Annotated in this window: 9 protein-coding genes; 5 read left to right on the top strand and 4 right to left on the bottom strand. The window is 61.5% G+C overall.

What is annotated here, in order from left to right:
- Positions 1 to 62: 62 nt before the first annotated feature.
- The 3 genes from entF to fes are packed head-to-tail and all read right to left on the bottom strand — an operon-like array spanning position 63 to position 5,339.
- A complete protein-coding gene (gene entF, locus ACWHWP_RS06085; RefSeq protein ID WP_447855246.1) occupies positions 63 to 3,920 on the bottom strand; it encodes an enterobactin non-ribosomal peptide synthetase EntF in 3,858 nt (1,285 codons plus the stop codon).
- Complete coding sequence (locus tag ACWHWP_RS06080) at positions 3,917 to 4,129, bottom strand: MbtH family protein (RefSeq protein ID WP_059310775.1); 213 nt, start codon at positions 4,127 to 4,129, stop codon at positions 3,917 to 3,919. The genes entF and ACWHWP_RS06080 overlap by 4 nt, the downstream gene beginning before the upstream one ends.
- A gap of 10 nt (positions 4,130 to 4,139) precedes the next feature.
- Complete coding sequence (fes, locus tag ACWHWP_RS06075) at positions 4,140 to 5,339, bottom strand: enterochelin esterase (RefSeq protein ID WP_063955461.1); 1,200 nt, start codon at positions 5,337 to 5,339, stop codon at positions 4,140 to 4,142.
- 214 nt (positions 5,340 to 5,553) lie between these two features.
- Here fes and ACWHWP_RS06070 point away from each other — a divergent pair, with 214 nt between their 5' ends.
- Both ACWHWP_RS06070 and entD read left to right on the top strand, forming a co-directional pair.
- A complete protein-coding gene (locus ACWHWP_RS06070) occupies positions 5,554 to 7,803 on the top strand; it encodes a TonB-dependent siderophore receptor (RefSeq protein WP_447855245.1) in 2,250 nt (749 codons plus the stop codon).
- Between the two features lie 112 nt (positions 7,804 to 7,915).
- Entirely contained in the window at positions 7,916 to 8,563 is a 648-nt protein-coding gene (entD, locus tag ACWHWP_RS06065) for an enterobactin synthase subunit EntD (RefSeq protein ID WP_447855244.1), read from the top strand.
- Between the two features lie 110 nt (positions 8,564 to 8,673).
- On the opposite strand, the gene betT is transcribed toward entD, so the two are convergent.
- Complete coding sequence (gene betT, locus ACWHWP_RS06060) at positions 8,674 to 10,707, bottom strand: choline BCCT transporter BetT (protein ID WP_024906970.1); 2,034 nt, start codon at positions 10,705 to 10,707, stop codon at positions 8,674 to 8,676.
- Between the two features lie 128 nt (positions 10,708 to 10,835).
- Between betT and betI the strand changes: the two genes are divergently transcribed.
- Genes betI through betA form a run of 3 tightly spaced genes read left to right on the top strand, consistent with a single transcriptional unit; the run spans position 10,836 to position 14,587 of the window.
- Positions 10,836 to 11,423, top strand: coding sequence for a transcriptional regulator BetI (gene betI / locus ACWHWP_RS06055; RefSeq protein ID WP_059310771.1), 588 nt, complete (start codon positions 10,836 to 10,838; stop codon positions 11,421 to 11,423).
- A 13-nt stretch (positions 11,424 to 11,436) separates the two neighbouring features.
- Positions 11,437 to 12,909: a betaine-aldehyde dehydrogenase gene (gene betB, locus ACWHWP_RS06050; protein WP_447855243.1), complete on the top strand. Its 1,473-nt coding sequence runs from the start codon at positions 11,437 to 11,439 to the stop codon at positions 12,907 to 12,909.
- Between the two features lie 13 nt (positions 12,910 to 12,922).
- Positions 12,923 to 14,587, top strand: a complete 1,665-nt coding sequence (gene betA, locus ACWHWP_RS06045; protein WP_059310769.1) for a choline dehydrogenase — start codon at positions 12,923 to 12,925, stop codon at positions 14,585 to 14,587.
- Positions 14,588 to 14,795 lie beyond the last annotated feature (208 nt).

Below are 14,795 nucleotides of genomic sequence, written 5' to 3'. Positions count from 1 at the left end.
GGGAGAGGGAGCAAACCATCCCCTCTCCCCGTGGGAGAGGGTTAGGGTGAGGGGCTTATAAGTTACCCCAATATCTCCTTCAACACCGGCCCTATCTTTTCAAACGCCTGCGGTGAAATGATATCCACGTGGGCGCAATCCTGACTATACACCTCAAGCTCCGCCACCCACGGCGACCAGGCCAGCTGCGGGTCCATCGTGCGCGTGCGCTCGGCAACAAACAGCGTCGCTTTACCCTCAAACCGCGCGCTGTGCGCAGTAGTCAGCAACCGCACCGCATCAGCGTAGTTGCCCTCAATGGCGTTAAACAGCTCGCTGGAGCCCTGCCCCTGCTGCGCGGCGATAAACGCCTGGCGCTCGCGCTCGATTTCCGCCAGCACCTCCGGGTCGAGGTCGTTGGCCTCTTTCTCCGCCCAGTTCTGGGTTTCGGGCGGCCAGGTATCCAGCAGGCCGAGGAAAGCCACCTCTTCACCCTGCGCGCGCAAACGCGCCGCAATGCCCTGCGCCAGCGTGCCGCCGAGGGAATAGCCGAACAGGTAATACGGCCCCTGCGGCTGCTGCATACGCAACGTATTCAGGTGATGTATGATTACTCCATCCAGGTCCGCGCACTGCTGCATCGGCCCTTCCGGGCCCGGCGACTGAATGCCGGTAATGGACCAGCGCGGGCTGAGGTAGCGCGCCAGCACGCTGAACTGCCACGCGAACCCAGACGCCGGATGGAAGCAGAACAGCGTTGGGCCGTCGCTCTCGCGCAGCGGGAGAAGCGTTTCAAACCCCAGACGCTGCGCCTGCTCGTCGCTCATCTGCGAGTCCAGCAGCGCGCTGAGCTTACTCACAGTGGAGGCGACCATAATCTGCCCCGGCGTGACCTTGCGGGAAAACGCCCGGCTGAGCTGTGCCGCGAGGCGCATCGCCAGCAGCGAATGACCGCCGAGGGCAAAGAAGTCGGCTTCGATATCGTTCACCTCGCAGCCCAGCAGCGCCGAGAACGCCTGCGCAACAGTGATTTCGGTTTCGCTTTCCGGCGCGCGGCCGGATGTTTTGCTGGTCAGCTCCGGCAGCGGCAGCGCCTTGCGGTCGAGCTTGCCGTTCGCGCTGAGCGGCAGCGCGCTGATTTGCAGCAGCACCACCGGCACCATGTGCGGCGGCAGCTGGGCTTTGAGCGACGCCAGCAGCGCGTCGCGATCCAGCGGTAAGCCGGATTCAGAGACGACATACCCTACCAGCTGACGGGCATCGCCGCCGGTTGCCACCGCCTGGTTGAACACGCAGGCGTGGGCGACGGCCTGGGCGACGTCCGGCAGCGACAGCATCGCCCGGTCGATTTCACCGAGCTCGATGCGCTGGCCGCGAATTTTCAGCTGATCGTCGCTGCGGCCCAGATACTCCACCGCGCCGTTGTCCAGCCAGCGGGCAACGTCGCCGGTACGATACATCCGCTCGCCCGGGGCAAACGGATCGGCAATAAATCGGCTCGCGGTCAGGTCCGGACGGCCCAGATATCCCTGCGCCAGCTGAATGCCGGTGAGGTAAAGATCCCCCGCCACGCCGAACGGCACCGGGCGCATCATCGCGTCAAGGATGCGTAATCCCGTGTTCCACACCGGGAAGCCAATTGGCACGCTGTTGCCCTCCACCGCCGCCAGCTCGGGGCCAAACGCCGGATACCAGCTCACATCCACCGCCGCTTCCGTTGGACCATAGAGGTTATGCAGCGGCACATGGGTCAGCTGTTCCCACTCGCGGCAGAGCCCGGTCGGCAGCGCTTCGCCGCTGCAGAACACCTGCCTAAGCGTTTTGCAGCACGCGACGTTTTCCGGCGCCAGCGAGGCGACAAACGCCGCCAGCATCGACGGCACGAAGTGGGTGGTGGTCACGCCGTACTGCGCGAAGAAGCTCTGCATTGCCTGCGGATCGCGGTGCGCGTCCGGCTCGGCCATCACCAGCTTCGCCCCGGCGATAAACGGCCACCAGAACTCCCACACCGACACGTCAAAGCTGCACGGCGTTTTCTGCGCCACCACGTCAAACGCCGTCAGAGGGTAATGGTCCTGCATCCACTTCAGGCGGTTAACGATGGCGGTATGGCCGACCATGACCCCTTTCGGGCGTCCCGTCGAACCGGAGGTAAAGATGATGTACGCCGTCTGCTCCGGCTTCGCCAGGCGCAGCGGTTCAGCACCCGCGGTCGGCAACAGTGTGTTGTAACTAAAGGAGGCAATCGGCAGGTCGCTAAAGCGCGAACGCTGCTCGTCGGTGGTAATAAGCAGGGACGGCTTCGCGTCCTCCAGCATCATCCGCAGGCGGTCGTCCGGGTAGCCGGTGTCCAGCGGCAGCCACGCGGCACCGGCCTCGACGATGCCGTGCAGCGCCAGCGTCAGGAACACCGAGCGCGGCAGGGCCACCGCCACGCTGTCGCCCGGCTTCACGCCGCGCTCGCGCAACAGGTTTGCCAGCGCGACGACCTGCTCGCGCATCTGGCGATAGTTCAGCTCGATGTGCGCATCCGCCAGCGCAGGGGCGTCCGGCGTTTTGCTCGCCTGCTCCGCCACCAGCTCCGCGAGCGTAGTGGACGGCAGCGCCAGCCCGGTATCGTTGATGCGCGCCAGCTGCGCGTATTCCTGTTCAGATACGGTTTCCACTTCGCCGCAGCGCAGGTCAGGGTTGGCGGCAAACTGCATGAGCATCGCGTTCAGGCGCGCGACGTGGCGGGCGAGCGTTGCTTCATCGTAACGCTGCTTGCTGGCGAGGATCTCAATGCTTAATCCGCCCTGCTCGTCAGGGAACAGCGCCAGCTCCAGATCGTTCACCGGGCCAGTTGCCAGCGTGTGGGTGGTGGCCTCCACGCCGTCAATATCCAGCTGATAATCGAATACCTTGACGTTCAGCACCGGGCCAAACAGGGCTTCGTCGCCCGCGGCCTTCCCGCTGTCGCGCACGATCTGCTCGGCGTCGTAGCGCTGGTGGCGGCGCATTTTTTTCAGTTGGTTAGCCAGGCGCAGCGCCAGCGCGGGCAGGCTCTCCTGCGGGTTAATATTCACCGCCAGCGGCAGGACGTTGAGCACAGGCCCGGTCGCGGTCAGCGCGGCGGACCCCATGCGGCGCATAAAGATAAACCCGGCGGCGTAGTCCAGCCGTCCGGTGAGGCGGCCCAGCCACAGCGCCACCAGCGCAAGCGCCAGATCGGTGCGCTGCGCCTGCCCTGCCGCCTGCGCAAGCTGGCTAAAGGCACGGCCGTCGGCGGCAATTTTCAGGCGCAGAATATCGGTAGTGGCGGCGCGCCCCGGCAGCGGCGCGGAGGAGAGCGAGACCGGCGAAGGCAGCTGCTTGCGCTGCTCGGCCCAGAAGGCACCGTCGCGCTGATACGCCTCGCTGTCGCGATAGCGCTGATACTCGTCCACCACCTCAGCGAACGGCGTGAACGGGGATTCAGGCGTCGGTTCGCCCTTTTTCCAGGCGGCATAAATCGCGGCAATCTGGCGGGTAATGGCCGGGAAGCTGAAGCCATCCACCACCAGATGGTGATAGCGCTGATACCAGTACCACTGACGCTCGCCAACCTGAATCAGCTGGTGAAGCGCCAGCGGCTGTCCGCTGTCGACGCGCAGGTTCTGGTTGAGATCGGCCTCCATCAGCGCCACGGCGGCAGCGTGAGAGTCAACGCGAACGATGGACGGCTCCGGCAGAATGAAGGTGTCATCCACCCACTGCCACACCTCGCCGTTATCCTCGGCAAAACGCATCCGCAGGGTATCGGCCTGCATCATGCCTTCCGCAATGGCTTTTGCCAGCAGCGGCGCGTCAATCTCGCCTTTCAGCTCGGTGTAGTGCGCCACGCTCCAGGCGTTTGGCAGGGAGGAAAGCTGCTCCGCCATCCAGATCCCCGGCTGGGCGGCAACGAGAGGAAGACGGTTCATGCGTTCCCCTCCGCAAAATGGGACGGTACTAAGGTTTGCCAGCGTTCCGCCAGCCATTTCTGGCATGCGTCCTGCGGCTGCGCTTCGCACACCACGCGCCACCCTGCCGGCAGTTCGCACTGCTGCGGCCACAGGCTGTACTGCCCCTGGTCGTTTTGCAAAATGGCGAACTGTCCCTGCGGGTTATCGAAAGGGTTGCTGAATTCCATACAGACTCCGTTATTGAATAAGCGGCTGCCAGAGGGTCATCAGCCCCTGCGTCAGCCCACCGCGCCAGCAAAGCGCATCGTGTCCGCCGTCAACCTGACGCCAGTAAACCTGATGCCGGGCGCGTAGTTCGGCGTAAATCGCCTGACTGGCGTTGAAAATCAGCGGCTCGTTGCGCCCGGCCTCAAGGACGATGCGCAGCCCGCGCGCGGCTATCTCACCCGCTTTAAGCTGTTCGATTAACAGCCCTTCCTGCTGCCCGCCGCGGTGCGGCCACCAGTAAGAGCCGGACTGGCTCAGCACGCAGCCAAAACGCTGCGGCCAGTTCAGCGCGGCATAAAGGGAAGAGAGGCCGCCAAAGCTTTGCCCTGCGACCACCGTCCGGTCGGCGCGGTCGCTGAACGGCGCGCGGTTTTTGACAAGCGGGAGAAGCTCTTCCTGTATCGCCAGCCAGAAATCGGGATTGCACGGCAGCTCGCGGTTGCGATGCGCCATGTCGATAACATCAATTAACACGTAAACGGCAGGCGGCAGTTTGCGCTCGGCGGTGAGCGACGCCAGCGCGGGCCAGACGGGCATGCTTTCGGCCCAGAACTGGCCGTCGAGCAGCACCGCCAGCGGGCGCTGCGGGTTATCTTCCCCGGTGGTGAAAACCCAGACGCGACGGCGGTTTTTCAGGCGCGCGCTTTCCCATTCAATGCAGACCGGCGCGCTGTGGGGCGTATCCTGATAATGCCAGCCCGGCTGAACCGGGGCTTCCGGCATCTCCAGCGCCGAGACGGCATGACCGCGCCCGCCGCGCCAGCTCTGCGGATTCAGCGGGTCAGACACCGCGTGCGGCAGCAGTTTGCGCCAGCCTTCGCGCAGCGCCATGCGGTCCGGCTGCTGGCCTTCAAATACCGCGTCGGCAAAATCGTTTTCATTCACGGAGGGGATAAAGCAGTAGCTGCCGCGCCACTCGGGGCTGAACTCGCCCTGCCACTGCCAGACGTCGGTATCAGGAATGCGTTCGAGGGATTGCGGGCGGGCATTTTGATGGTGATCGGTCACGCCGGTGATATAGAGCCAGACGCGTTTGATCGGTGACGAACGCTGCGTTCCTGCCGGGTCACGCCACCAGAACGTGACGCGATATTGTCCCTTTTCCGGCGTCCATTCAGGCCCGTTTTTCGACTGCCACCACGCTTCACTTCCCGTTGTTAACGTCGTCACCCTTATAACCTCATGTTTAACCGTCTTTTTTGTCTCAGGACAAATTTTATTGATAATATTATTGATAACTATTTGCATTTGCAATAGCGTAGTGCCCGCGCTGTGGGAAGCGCGCTCAAAAAACAATCATGCCCACTTGCGGGTGACACCATGCCGCCTCCTCTCCCCTTCGGGAATGGAGCCAGGGGACGCGGCGCGAAAAGCAGGACGTACAATGAATAAGAAGATTCACTCCCTGGCCTTGCTGGTCAACTTAGGGATTTACGGCGTCGCGCTGCCAGCCCTGGCAGACGACAGCACCGCCTCCGCGCAGCACGAAGATACGATGGTCATCACCGCCGCCGAGCAGAATCTGCAGGCGCCTGGCGTATCGACCATTACCGCCGATGAGATCCGTAAAAACCCGCCCGCGCGCGACGTGGCTGAAATTATCCGTACCATGCCGGGCGTTAACCTGACCGGGAACTCCACCAGCGGCCAGCGCGGGAATAACCGTCAGATTGATATTCGCGGGATGGGGCCGGAAAACACCCTGATCCTGATCGACGGCAAGCCGGTGACCAGCCGTAACTCCATCCGTCTGGGCTGGCGCGGCGAGCGCGATACCCGCGGCGATACCGGCTGGGTGCCGCCAGAGATGATTGAGCGCATCGAAGTGATCCGCGGCCCGGCGGCCGCGCGCTACGGCAACGGTGCGGCAGGTGGCGTGGTGAACATCATCACTAAAAAGTTCGATGACCAGTGGCACGGCTCCTGGAACACCTACCTGAATGCGCCAGAACACAAGGACGAAGGTTCCACTAAACGCACCAACTTCAGCCTGAGCGGCCCGCTCGGCGGCGACTTCAGCTTCCGCATGTTCGGTAATCTGGACAAAACGCAGGCCGACGCGTGGGACATCAACCAGGGCCACCAGTCCGATCGTACCGGTGCCTACGCCGACACGCTGCCCGCAGGCCGCGAGGGTGTAGAAAACAAAGACATTAACGGCGTGGTGCGCTGGGACTTCGCGCCAATGCAGTCCCTGGAGTTTGAAGCAGGCTACAGCCGCCAGAACAACCTCTACGCCGGCGATACCCAGAATACCAACAACGACAACAGCTCCAGCGGCCTGGTAAAGAAAAACTACGGCAAAGAGACTAACCGTATCTACCGCCAGAACTTTGCGGTGACCTGGAACGGCGGCTGGGATAACGGCATTACCACCAGCAACTGGGCGCAGTACGAACACACCCGCAACTCCCGTCTCGGCGAAGGGCTGGCGGGTGGTCTTGAAGGGCTGTTCAACAGCAATAAATTCACCGACACCGACCTGGCCGACGTGATGCTGCACAGCGAAATCAACCTGCCGATTGATTTCCTCGTCAACCAGAACCTGACGCTGGGCACCGAGTGGAACCAGCAGCGCATGAAGGACTCGACCTCCTTCACGCAAACCCAGCAGGGCGGCACTATTCCGGGCATGAGTAACGATCGTAGCCCGTACACGTCGGCAGAGATCTTCTCGCTGTTCGCCGAGAACAACATGGAGCTGACCGACAGCACCATGCTGACTCCGGCGCTGCGCTTCGATCATCACACTATCGTCGGCAACAACTGGAGCCCGTCCCTGAACCTGTCGCAGGGTCTGGGGGATAACTTCACGCTGAAGATGGGTATCGCGCGGGCCTATAAGGCACCGAGCCTGTACCAGACCAACCCGAACTACCTGCTCTACAGCAAAGGCCAGGGCTGCTACGCAAGCTCCGACGGCGTGGGCTGCTACATGATGGGTAACGACGATCTGAAGGCCGAAACCAGCATCAACAAAGAGATTGGTCTGGAGTGGAAGCACGACGGCTGGCTGGCGGGCGTAACCTGGTTCCGTAACGACTATCGCGACAAGATTGAAGCGGGCTACACGCCGATTGGCCACACCTCTTCCGGTAAGGTGCAGACCGATATCTACCAGTGGGAAAACGTGCCGAAGGCGGTCGTCGAAGGGCTGGAAGGCTCCCTGAACGTGCCGGTCAGCGACACGATCAACTGGACCAACAATATTACCTACATGCTGCAGAGCAAGAATAAGGAGACCGGCGACCGTCTGTCGATCATCCCGGAGTACACGCTGAACTCGACCCTGAGCTGGCAGGTCCATCAGGACGTGTCGCTCCAGTCGACCTTCACCTGGTACGGCAAGCAGCAGCCGAAGAAGTACAACTACAAAGGTCAGCCGGTGACCGGCTCGGAGAAAGACGAAGTCAGCCCGTACAGCATCGTTGGCCTGAGCGCGACCTGGGACATGACCAAAAACGTCAGCCTGACCGGCGGCGTGGATAACGTCTTCGACAAGCGCCAGTGGCGTGCGGGGAATGCCCAGACCACCGGGAATACCACTACCGGTGCGTATATGTACGGCGCGGGAGCGTATACGTATAATGAGCCGGGCCGGACCTGGTATATGAGCGTGAATACGCGCTTCTAGGTAAAAGCAAAACGGCAACTGCGTTGCCGTTTTTAGTGTTTGCTCCCTCTCCCCGTGGGAGAGGGCCGGGGTGAGGGCATCAGGCCGCACTATTTGCTGACAGAGGAAAAACATGCATACCACCCACCGCACGTTCATTCTCGCCGGCCACACCGTCCATCACGTCACCTTCTATCCCACGACCTTCACCGACGCCGATCTCTTCTGGCTCCCCCACCACGCCGAGCTTGCAAACGCCGGACGCAAACGCAAAGCCGAACATCTTGCCGGACGCATCGCCGCCGCCCATGCCTTACCTGACCACGCCGTTCCCGGCATCGGCCCCAGCGGCGAACCGCTCTGGCCGGATGGGGTATCAGGAAGCATTACCCACAGCGGCACGCAGGCGATGGCGGTTGTCGTCCGTCATCCGACAGCGCTGGTAGGTATTGATTGCGAAGCCATTCTTGCGGAGCTTGACGCCCGTGAAATCCAGGACGGCATTATTAATGCGCAGGAGGCGATGTGCCTGACGCGTTCGGGCTACCCTTTCGCGCTGGCGCTGACGCTGGCGTTTAGCGCCAAAGAGAGTTTGTTCAAGGCGCTCTTTCCGCAGGTGAAGACGTATATGGGTTTTGACTGTGCGAGAGTCACGGCGTTAGATGAGAAAACAATTTCACTGAAGCTTTCTTACCCGGCTGGAGAATATCCTGAGGATACACGCTTTACCCTCGCCTGGCAGACTCATGATGAGAGCGTGTGGACGTTGCTAAAAGCCTGATGGCGCTACGCTTATCAGGCCTACGGTAAAGCAGTTTGTAGGCCGGGTAAGCGCAGCGCCACCCGGCAAGAAAGACGGCTGAATTGTTAATGGCAGATGTTTGTCATCAATCAAACATCCGGGAACATCACGCTATTCCCCGGCGCTTCCCTGTGCAGATGGATAAAGTTCAGGTGCCGTTCATACTGGTCCAGAATGTCCGTAATCACCTGCTCCTTGCTGTAATCCATCAAATCATTCCCCTGGCTCCCTTCCAGCAGGAAGGTCTCAAGCCGGTAGTAGGTCGATTTCCCGCTGCGCGCCCGGTAGGTAAAACCGGGTACCGAGTACTGCTGCGGCCAGATCTGGTAGACAAAGTTCTGCTCGTCGCCCATGTGCACCAGCAGATCCAGGTGTCCCAGGGTCTCGCCCTCCTCCGGCGGCAGGTTTTTCAGCTCCACGTAAGCACCACGCAGCTTCAGCTCCTGGGCCACCTCTTCCATGGCGGGGAAGCAGACCGTCTCCATCATCTGTTTGGTGTAGCGTGTGCCCGGGTAGTTCATCAGGCGCGACAGGCGCTTCTTCCAGCTCAGCCTGTCCTGCGCGCCCATCGGGCGCGGCGCGGTGTCGCGACTGGCGCTGACGCGGCGGTAGTCTTCCACCTTGAGGGACTTATAAAGCCCGGCCATCACGAAGAAGATGACGAAGCTGAACGGCAGCCCCATGATCACCGTGGTGTTCTGCAGCGCCGAGATGCCGTTGGTCATCAGCATGCCGAGCGTCAGCAGGCCGATGGCGACGGACCAGAAGATGCGCAGCCAGTTCGGCGCGTCGCTGTTAATGTCCTTGAGCTTCGAGGTGAAGTTGCCCAGCACCAGCGCGCCGGAATCCGCGGAGGTGACGTAGAACAGCAGGCCGGTAATGGTCGCCACGGACGCGCTGAAGGTAAACGCCGGGTACTGCGCCAGCAGGCTGTAGAAGCCGCGCTCCGGGTGTGCCATTGCTTCCTGCGCGAAGGTCGCATTGCCGTGAATGATCTCGTGCAGCGCGCTGTTGCCGAACACCGACAGCCACAGCAGCGTAAAGGTGAACGGGATAATCAGCGTACCCATTACGAACTGACGAATGGTGCGGCCACGCGAAATGCGCGCGAGGAACAGGCCGACAAACGGCGACCACGCGACCCACCACGCCCAGAAGAACAGCGTCCAGTTATTCATCCACTCTACCGGGCGGTCGAAGGCGAAGCTGTTCAGCGTCATGCCCATAAAGCGGTTCACGTAGTCCCCCACGTTCAGCACTAAGGCATTGAGCAGGAACGAGGTGTCACCCATAAACAGCACGAACAGGATCAGGCCCAGCGCCAGCGCGACGTTCAGCTCGGAGAGCACGCGAATGCCCTTGTCGACGCCGGAGGTCACCGAAATGGTGGCGATAATCACCGACAGCGCAATCAGCGCCGCCTTCGCCGCCATCGAATCCGGAATATCAAACAGCACGCTCAGCCCATAGTTGAGCTGCACCACGCCAATCCCGAGCGTGGTCGCGATACCGAAGATGGTGCCGATCACTGCCGCGATATCCACGCTGTGGCCAATCGGTCCGTTTATCTTTTTCCCGAAAATCGGGTACAGCGCAGAGCGGATGGTGAGGGGTAAATTATAACGATAGCTAAAGTATCCGAGCGCCATCCCCATCAGGGCATACATCGACCAGCCGGTCAGGCCGTAGTGGAACAACGTCCAGACCATCGCCTGGCGCGCGGCCTCCATCGTCTGCCCTGCCCCTTCCGGCGGCTGCATATATTGCGTGACCGGTTCGGCCACGGAGAAGAACATTAGGTCGATGCCGATGCCGGCGGCAAACAGCATCGCGGCCCAGCTCAGCAGGCTGAACTCGGGCTTTGACTGCTCGGGCCCAAGCTTCACCGACCCGAAGCGCGAGCAGGCAATGCAGACCACAAATACGATATAGAGCGTCGCCGCCAGCAGGTAGTACCAGCCAAAGGTCTTCGACACCCAGTTCAGGGTCCGCCCAATCCACTCGGCAGAAAAATCACGAAAGAAGATGGTTGTCAGGGAAAACAACAAAATCAGTCCTGCGGATGTATAAAAAACAACCGGATTGATTTTGTCCTTTTCTCTGTCTTGTGAAAGGTCTGTCATCCAGTATCCCCACTGTTTTTGTAACTATTAAAATCCAAATCCGCAACAATTAAGACACATTTTATATTGAACGTCCAATCAAAAACCGCTTTAATGTATAACCAACGCTGATGAATGGAGTGGCAACAATGCCCAAAGTGGGGATGCAGCCAATCCGGCGCAGGCAGCTTATCGACGCCACGCTGGAAGCAATAAATGAAGTGGGAATGCACGATGCGACGATCGCGCAGATTGCCCGTCGGGCGGGCGTTTCCACGGGGATCATCAGTCACTACTTCAAAGACAAAAACGGTCTGCTGGAAGCGACCATGCGCGACATCACCGGCCAGCTGCGTGACGCGGTATTAAGCCGCCTGCATGCCCTGCCGAACGGCAGCGCGGAGCAGCGCCTGCAGGCGATTGTCGGCGGCAATTTTGATGAGACCCAGGTCAGCAGCGCGGCGATGAAGGCCTGGCTGGCCTTCTGGGCGAGCAGCATGCACCAGCCGATGCTCTACCGCCTGCAGCAGGTAAGCAGCCGCCGCTTACTGTCAAACCTGGTGCACGAGTTCCGCCGCGAACTGCCGCGCAAACAGGCGCAGGAAGCGGGCTACGGGCTGGCGGCACTGATTGACGGACTATGGCTGCGCGCGGCCCTGAGCGGCAAACCGCTGGATAAGACGCTGGCCCAGTCGCTTACCAGCCACTTTATCAGCCAGCATTTACCGACCGATTAACCGAGGAGAATTTATGTCCCGAATGGCAGAACAGCAGCTTTATATCAATGGTGGTTATACATCGGCCACCAGCGGTCGCACCTTCGAGACCATCAACCCGGCCAACGGTGAAGTTCTGGCGACCGTGCAGGCCGCCGGGCGCGAAGACGTCGACCGCGCCGTGGAAAGCGCACGGCGCGGGCAGAAGATCTGGGCGGCGATGACCGCGATGGAGCGTTCTCGAGTTCTGCGCCGCGCCGTCGATATCCTGCGCGAGCGTAACGACGAGCTGGCAAAACTGGAAACCCTCGACACCGGTAAAGCCTTTTCCGAAACCTCAACCGTGGACATCGTCACCGGCGCGGACGTGCTGGAGTATTACGCGGGGCTGATCCCGGCGCTGGAAGGCAGCCAGATCCCTTTGCGTGAGACCTCGTTCGTCTACACCCGCCGCGAACCGCTGGGCGTGGTGGCGGGCATCGGCGCGTGGAACTACCCGATCCAGATCGCCCTGTGGAAATCCGCCCCGGCGCTGGCGGCGGGCAACGCGATGATCTTTAAGCCGAGCGAGGTCACCCCGCTCACCGCACTTAAGCTCGCCGAGATCTACACCGAAGCCGGTCTGCCGGACGGGGTGTTTAACGTCCTGCCGGGCGTAGGCGCGGAGACCGGCCAGTTCCTGACCGACCATCCGGGCATCGCCAAAGTCTCCTTTACCGGCGGCGTAGCCAGCGGCAAAAAGGTGATGGCCAACTCGGCGGCCTCGTCCCTGAAAGAGGTGACGATGGAGCTGGGCGGCAAGTCTCCGCTGATCATTTTCGACGATGCGGATCTTGATCTCGCGGCGGACATCGCCATGATGGCGAACTTCTTCAGCTCCGGCCAGGTGTGCACCAACGGCACCCGCGTGTTCGTGCCCGCGAAATTTAAAGCCGCGTTTGAGCAGAAAATCGTCGAGCGCGTGGGCCGCATCCGCGCGGGCGATCTGTTCGATGAAAACACCAACTTTGGCCCAATGGTCAGCTTCCCGCACCGCGACAGCGTGCTGCGCTACATCGCCAAAGGCAAAGAGGAAGGCGCGCGCGTGCTGTGCGGCGGCGACGTGCTGAAGGGCGAAGGCTTTGACAGCGGCGCGTGGATCGCCCCGACCGTCTTCACCGACTGCACCGACGAGATGACCATCGTGCGCGAGGAGATCTTCGGCCCGGTGATGTCCATCCTCACCTACGAAACGGATGAAGAAGCCATTCGCCGCGCCAACGACACCGACTACGGTCTGGCGGCAGGCATCGTCACGGCCGACCTGAACCGCGCCCACGGCGCCATTCATCAGCTCGAAGCGGGCATCTGCTGGATCAACACCTGGGGTGAATCCGCCGCAGAGATGCCGGTTGGCGGTTACAAGCACTCCGGCATCGGCCGCGAGAACGGAGTCATGACGCTCCAGAGCTACACCCAGGTGAAGTCCATCCAGGTTGAGATGGGTAAATTCCAGTCCATATTTTAACCGGGAGGTTTATTTGCAATTTGACTACATCATTATCGGGGCCGGCTCTGCCGGCAACGTACTGGCAACGCGACTGACCGAAGATCCGAATACCACCGTCCTGCTGCTTGAAGCGGGCGGGCCGGATTATCGCTTTGACTTCCGCACCCAGATGCCCGCCGCGCTGGCGTTCCCGCTGCAGGGCAAGCGCTACAACTGGGCGTATGAAACCGAGCCAGAGCCGTACATGAACAACCGCCGCATGGAGTGCGGGCGCGGCAAAGGGCTGGGCGGCTCGTCGCTGATCAACGGCATGTGCTACGTGCGCGGTAACGCCATGGACCTGGACAACTGGGCCAAAGAGCCGGGCCTGGAGCACTGGAGCTACCTCAACTGTCTGCCCTACTACCGCAAGGCGGAAACGCGGGACGTGGGCCCGAACGACTACCACGGCGGCGACGGTCCGGTGAGCGTCACCACTTCTAAACCGGGCGTGAACCCGCTGTTTGAGGCGATGGTGGAGGCGGGCGTGCAGGCGGGCTACCCGCGCACCGACGATCTTAACGGCTATCAGCAGGAAGGCTTCGGCCCGATGGACCGCACGGTCACGCCGCAGGGTCGACGCGCCAGCACCGCGCGCGGCTATCTGGACCAGGCCAAAAAGCGCCCGAACCTGACCATCCGCACCCACGCCATGACCGACCGCATCCTCTTCGAAGGCAAGCGCGCGGTGGGCGTCGAGTGGCTGGAAGGCGAAAGCACCATTCCGTCCAAAGCAACGGCGAAGAAAGAGGTGCTGCTGTGCGCAGGCGCGATCGCCTCCCCGCAGATCCTGCAGCGCTCCGGCGTGGGCAACGCCGAGCTGCTGAAGCAGTTCGATATTCCGCTGGTGCACGACCTGCCCGGCGTGGGTGAAAACCTGCAGGATCACCTGGAGATGTACCTCCAGTACGAATGCAAAGAGCCGGTTTCCCTCTACCCTGCCCTGCAGTGGTGGAACCAGCCGAAGATTGGCGCCGAGTGGCTGTTTGGCGGCACCGGCGTGGGGGCGAGCAACCACTTTGAGGCGGGCGGGTTTATCCGCAGCCGCGAGGAGTTCGAATGGCCCAATATTCAGTACCACTTCCTGCCGGTGGCGATTAACTACAACGGCTCGAACGCGGTGAAAGAGCACGGCTTCCAGTGCCACGTCGGCTCCATGCGCTCGCCGAGCCGCGGGCACGTGCGCATCACGTCACGCGATCCGCACCAGCATCCGGCGATTCTGTTCAACTATATGTCCCACGAGCAGGACTGGCAGGAGTTCCGCGACGCGATCCGCATCACCCGCGAGATCATGCACCAGCCGGCGCTGGACAAATACCGGGGCCGCGAAATCAGCCCGGGCGTCGAGTGCCAGACCGACGAGCAGCTGGACGAATTCGTGCGCAACCACGCCGAAACCGCCTTCCACCCGTGCGGCACCTGCAAGATGGGCTATGACGAGATGGCGGTGGTCGACGGCGAAGGTCGCGTTCACGGGATGGAAGGGTTACGCGTGGTGGATGCGTCGATTATGCCGCAGATCATCACCGGCAACCTGAACGCAACCACCATTATGATTGGCGAGAAGGTTGCCGACGCCATTCGCGGTCGCGAGCCGCTGGCGAAGAGCACGGCGGCGTATTATGTGGCGAACGGGGCGCCGGTGAGGCGCTGAAAATATTTCCCCTCACCCTGGCCCTCTCCCCATAGGCTGAAGGATCCCCAGTAATTTTTAAGCAGCAGCAATAACGTTGTTTAAGAACGACTGAAGCCTTTCAGCGATGCCCTGGTCCGGCTGTAAATCGCTGAGGCGTTTCCTGCAGGCCGGGGCGAGGCGCATGGATGCGCCGAGAGGGCGGGCTTCACAGGGACGTTACCTCCGC

This window comes from Enterobacter sp. WI-ESBL-E8, assembly GCF_053364895.1.
Note: the sequence above shows the minus strand (reverse complement) of the source record. Positions and strands in the feature narration are given on the sequence as shown.

What these genes read in the sequence shown, in the direction of transcription:
- ACWHWP_RS06070 (WP_447855245.1), top strand. Translation starts at nt 5,554, where the DNA reads ATGAATAAGAAGATTCACTCCCTGGCCTTGCTGGTCAACTTAGGGATT.
- entD (WP_447855244.1), top strand. Translation starts at nt 7,916, where the DNA reads ATGCATACCACCCACCGCACGTTCATTCTCGCCGGCCACACCGTCCAT.
- betI (WP_059310771.1), top strand. Translation starts at nt 10,836, where the DNA reads ATGCCCAAAGTGGGGATGCAGCCAATCCGGCGCAGGCAGCTTATCGAC.
- entF (WP_447855246.1), bottom strand. Translation starts at nt 3,920, where the DNA reads ATGAACCGTCTTCCTCTCGTTGCCGCCCAGCCGGGGATCTGGATGGCG.
- ACWHWP_RS06080 (WP_059310775.1), bottom strand. Translation starts at nt 4,129, where the DNA reads ATGGAATTCAGCAACCCTTTCGATAACCCGCAGGGACAGTTCGCCATT.
- betB (WP_447855243.1), top strand. Translation starts at nt 11,437, where the DNA reads ATGTCCCGAATGGCAGAACAGCAGCTTTATATCAATGGTGGTTATACA.
- betT (WP_024906970.1), bottom strand. Translation starts at nt 10,707, where the DNA reads ATGACAGACCTTTCACAAGACAGAGAAAAGGACAAAATCAATCCGGTT.